This window comes from Nostoc sp. CHAB 5715, from assembly GCF_020829685.1.
Classification (GTDB): domain Bacteria; phylum Cyanobacteriota; class Cyanobacteriia; order Cyanobacteriales; family Nostocaceae; genus Nostoc.
Map to the genome: position 1 here is coordinate 1 of NZ_JAIVFR010000563.1, position 5,043 is coordinate 5,043.

Sequence of the window (5,043 nt, forward strand, 5' to 3'; positions counted from 1 at the left end):
AAAGATCATTGGCAAAAGTGCTACAGGTCGAGCAACTTGTCATCGACTAGATATCAATGATGAATTTCACAACCAAGGATTTATCCAAGAATCTAGGCAGTTATGGATACAAGGAGGCTGGCATCCACCTGTAGACGATCCTCGTCTTTAGCACAGTGTACACGCTATTGGGTTAACATTGATGACCAACCTGCTGCGACTTCTTGTTAGGGTAGGTAGTCCTAAACAAGTACCTGATTCACTAACTCTTTAAATGCACTAGGGCATTGACTTGAATCCAGATGAGGGTGCCTCTTTTCAATGCCCTAAACTTAAAGCCGATTAGTATCTTTTGTAACTAACTTCCAGCCTTCAGCTTGGTCAACTAGCTTTATCGACTCTAGTTGGAGATTGTTGAAAGCAGATGCATGAAGTAGAAAGTAGGGTTGCCCGTTGTAGTGCCAATAATATTCCAGTTCGCCAATAGAAGCGGGAATGATGGTGCGATCGCTATAAAAATCCAACGAGGGACGATGATAGGGAAAAGATGTGTAAATTTTCCTCGTAGCTGGATTTGCCCGCACGATCATCGCGGCGACTGGTTTAACTGGATAAGCTTCAGATAATTCCCAAACCCAGTAGTTAGATTTCATTAACAGTAGCAACGAAATATAACTTCCCCAAAACAAAATCTTCAGAAATTGCCCGTCTCCTCGTTCTGCCAAAATAGCTGCTAAGGTCATAGTTAAAGCTACTGCTGCAAAAATCAGTTGTAAGTCTGTTTTCGGTGTTGTACCCCAACTGAAATAAATACTACCAGCAGAAGCGGCTACAGCAAGTATCGCCAAACCAGCAACCCAAGCACGGGGATAAGATGAAAGTAAAGGCGAATTTTCTGTATCTGATAATTCGATACCAAAAGCTAAAGCTAAACTAGGGTAAATCGGGAATAAATACCAGGGAACTTTGGTAATCATGAAAGAAATTACCAGCAGATAAACACCACTCCACGCCATTACTAGTTTTGCCCAACTAAGGTTGCGGTTTTCCCAGGTTAAGCGGATAGTTTGCGGTAAGAATAATAGCCACGGCCATGTGTACTTGAGAAGTTCAATAACATAGTACCAAGGTGGTTCAGAATTACCCTCTACAAATGAGCCAATTCGGCCTAGTGATGGGTTTACAAGCCCAACTTGGGCAAAAGTGTAACCATATTCAACTAGTTGGGCAGCATACCAAGCAGCTACAGGCAGAATGCCAATTAAGATTGCTATCCACAGATAGTAACAAGTGAGCAGTCGTGGCGTATCCCAAAACAGAAATACGATCGCAATCGCACCTAGTAATACACCTAGCAATCCTTGAGTCAGGCAAATCAGCCCAAAACTAATACCAACACCAAGGCAATAACGTAAATCCCGGCGCGATCGCAACACGCACAACATCATCACCATCAAAAAACTTACCATCGCCCCATCCAACATTGCCAACCGCCCATGACGCACCACAGGTAGCATTGTTAAATAAATCAAGGCGCTATAAATAGCAGCCCAACGTTGGCGAAATATCTCTCTAGCAATGCAATACAGTAAAGGTACAGATGTCGCTGTTAAAATTGCTCCAGGCAGGCGCGTTGTCAACTCATTTTCGCCTCCTAGAGAATAAGCCCAAGCAATTAGCAAATGCATCAAAGGCGGCTTGTTATGATATGGTTCACCTCCTAACGTTGGGTAAAGCCAACGCATTGAACCTGCTGGTGCGTGCCAAATTTCACGAGCAACCTGTGCCACAGTCCCTTCATCCCAATCTCGCAACGGCAATCCTCCCAGATTGATGCTAAACAGTAACACTGCTGCCAACAGCAATACTATTAGCCATACCCAATCAATCCATTTGCCAACCGTGCGATGCTGTTTTTCTAGATGGCTCCAAATAAAGCTTCCTTCTTGCATATTCTATGTTAATCATTTTACTTTCTGGTTTGATTACATAGAGACATCTAGCGAATCTCCAATGTTGTCATCCAGTAACAACGTATGTTATTAACAATTGCTAGTTTCCAAGATTAACTCAAGTTTCTCTAATTAGCGCTATTTTTTGAAAATTTTATATTGGTTATTTAGATAACATTTTAGCCAATAAATGATAAAAATAATACAGATGATAAATTATTTATTAATTGCTAATAGCTAAAGTGCGTTGAGATGTCTACCTGTGAGATGCTGTGATGGAATGGGCGATTGAGGTAGCAAATTCAACACTAAACTATGAGGCATATTTTCTCTTTTTGGTTGTAGACTGAGTGCTTCTTGACTCTACAGTAAACTCAGGGATTTCCTGAAGTTCAGCTTCACTCAAACTATACTGTTCACAAACTAAACTTAAGCGATTTCCTGGGGTTTTGACAGCGTTAACTGAATGGGTTAAATCACCTTGAAAGTAAACTAAAGTATTAATTTGGGGCTTAATTTGCCCAAGTTGGCGCTTGTGCGATCGCAATACCAGTTCTCCCCCTTCCATATCCGCAGGTACGCGCACATAAAGGACACTGACAACCGCAGGCGGTTCAATGGTTTTGGAGTAGGAACGCAGGGAGCGATCAATATGCGGATCGACGCGGGAGCCTTCTTTGAGTTGTAAAGGATTGAGGTAAAAAGCATTACAGTTAGGCTGGAGAGCCAAATCTAGGTAAGGTTTGAAGTAGGGAAACTGCTGTTCTACTTTTGGTAATCCAGAACGCTGAAACACTACAGAAAATCCTTTAGTGGCGACAAAATCGCGGTTGAGGTTGTTGATAGCAAAGTAAGGACAAGCTTGGATTTCTCCCCACAAGTTGTTTAGGTAATCGCTGGGGAATGCGTTGGATTGTTGTTGATAGTGTTTCACGATGGATGTGAGAGAAATATATTTATAATACGTAAGTAAGACAAATGACGTAATAACAAGGTTTCCAGACATCAATTCGGAAAATTAAACAAAAAAATAATTACTAATTGCTTAAAAATTCCGGTTTATTTAACTTTGGGGTGATAAATAAAAATAATAGCGTTGAATGCCATGCTTCCTACCACGAAGGATTACTGAAATGCTTCGCTGTTTTTAGGATGACTACTGAACATCAAACAACATCTGCCGTCAATCAGTTTTTTGCTGGGATGCTTCTGCGCCACCAAGCCTTTTGATGCAGCTACATCAATGAGCTTCTACCACAAAACTTGCTCTAGATGTATCTAACTAACTATGCTGGTCAAGTGTAAAGATCCACGGTATCTAAGAGCGAATTCTAAAGCTATTGTAAAGGAATTGGTGCAATATTGGCAGGTTTTTCTCCCAAATATGGGATATTAGTAGATTGTACAAATCTCTATTGTTATTCACTATCTACCGACAACTGCTAAGTACAAGTTTAAGTAATTTAATGAAGTAGGAAATAATACATGGTATTATCACTGTCTTCTCATAACGTTATCCAGTATCTGCAAGAAGCAAGGCTGTGTAGCTCAGAAGATGACGTATCAGATAAATCTGAGTTGCCAGGAAGTAGTAAGAACAATTTCGATTTACTAGTGACTCTAGCAGATAATCGTCAACTGCTCATTAAACAAGAACGTAACGTTAACAACAAAGACGCCGCGCCCCATGAATTGTTTCAGGAGTGGCTATTTCATCAGTTGCTCCAGCAGTTTCCAGTTCTCGGAAATATTTCCGCCATCGCACCATTGGTAGTGCATTTTGACCAAGAAAATTCTATCCTTGTCCGCAACTACTTAGGTGATTATCTGGAGCTTGCGACATTCTACCACAACAATGATATTTTTCCACAAGAAATTGCCACTGCGATCGGTACTACTTTAGCGGGACTGCATCGCGCAACCTATAACCGCCGAGAATATAGGGATTTTATGGCAACTGCTCCCCAAGGAGAGTTTCGCTATGGCTTTTACAATCCGGCGCAAGGGGTAGAGTCAATTGGGCCGGAGATTTTTGGAACGGTTCCCACGGATGCGCTGAAATTCTATCTACTATACCAGCAGTCGGAGAGTTTGGAATCTGCGATCGCAGATTTGGCTTACACCTGGAATCCTTGCTGCTTGACTCACAACGACCTGAAATTGAACAACATTTTAGTTCATTCCAAGTGGGAGAAACTAGACAATTGCCTAATCCGACTAATTGATTGGGAAGCTTGTTCTTGGGGAGATCCAGCTTTTGATTTAGGTACTTTACTAGCAAGCTATTTAGGAATTTGGCTCAAGAGTCTCGTAGTAGATCCTACCATTGAGTTAGAAGAATCTCTACATCTAGCATTGACACCGTTGGAGAGTTTACAACCTTCAATCATTGCCCTAATTAGGGCTTATCTAAATGCTTTCCCAATGATTTTGGAATACCGCAATGACTTTATTGTGCGAGTTATGCAGTTTGCGGGGCTAGCACTGATTCGTCAAATTCAGGATATGATTACCTGCCGGAAATCCTTTAATAATGCTGACATCTGTATGCTCCAAGTGGCTAAAAGTTTACTTACTATGCCGCAGCAAGCTGTACTGATAATTTTTGGGATATCAGAGTCAGAAATTCTCAATCCTGTGGCAAAAATCCATAAACTTTCTCAACCTGTAAAAGAGCAGCAGTTACTTCGCATTTATTACGAAAAAACTCGGCTTCGCGGTTGTTAATGGTAGGGAGCAGAACAATTTAAATCAGTGAACAGTGAACAGTAAACAGTTATCAGTTTACAGCGCTTTTCAAGTAATTGAACTACACCACTCCCTACTCCCCGTCTCATCTGTGGTCTAAATACCTGAAAAATGCTGTAAGTTATAAATGGATTAATGCTAAATTACTCTATCAATCAACCGCTAACTTCTCTATTTGACATTGCTAAGAATATCCAGATTGAGTCTAATTTTTGTATTTATCCATTTATAACTTACAGCAGTGCTGGAGCCGCTTACCCAAAGGGTTCGTTAGTCGCTCATGGGGGAAACCCCCAAGACCGCGCTAACTCACTACAAGCCAATCATTCTGGAAAAATGAATGACAATTAGCTTGGTGCCGACT

General features: G+C 41.2%; 4 protein-coding genes and 1 pseudogene. 2 read left to right on the top strand and 3 right to left on the bottom strand.

All coding sequences use genetic code 11. From position 1 onward, the window contains the following. Positions 1-311 precede the first annotated feature (311 nt). From LC574_RS26110 to LC574_RS26120, 3 genes and pseudogenes are all read right to left on the bottom strand, one after another. Positions 312-1,931 (bottom strand): glycosyltransferase family 39 protein, encoded by a 1,620-nt coding sequence (locus LC574_RS26110; protein ID WP_229456439.1) that lies wholly within the window; start codon positions 1,929-1,931, stop codon positions 312-314. A 240-nt stretch (positions 1,932-2,171) separates the two neighbouring features. Beyond that, positions 2,172-2,255: pseudogene (locus tag LC574_RS26115) on the bottom strand (CRISPR-associated endoribonuclease Cas6); the annotation flags it as partial. Continuing rightward, positions 2,245-2,865, bottom strand: a complete 621-nt coding sequence (locus tag LC574_RS26120; RefSeq protein ID WP_229456440.1) for a 2OG-Fe(II) oxygenase — start codon at positions 2,863-2,865, stop codon at positions 2,245-2,247. The pseudogene LC574_RS26115 and the gene LC574_RS26120, both read right to left, overlap by 11 nt. A 551-nt stretch (positions 2,866-3,416) precedes the next feature. Here LC574_RS26120 and LC574_RS26125 point away from each other — a divergent pair. Beyond that, on the top strand, positions 3,417-4,658 hold the full coding sequence (locus LC574_RS26125; protein WP_229456441.1) for an aminoglycoside phosphotransferase family protein: 1,242 nt from the start codon (positions 3,417-3,419) through the stop codon (positions 4,656-4,658). 156 nt (positions 4,659-4,814) lie between these two features. Next, a complete protein-coding gene (locus tag LC574_RS26130; protein ID WP_229456442.1) occupies positions 4,815-5,030 on the top strand; it encodes a hypothetical protein in 216 nt (71 codons plus the stop codon). The last annotated feature ends 13 nt before the right edge of the window (positions 5,031-5,043 follow it).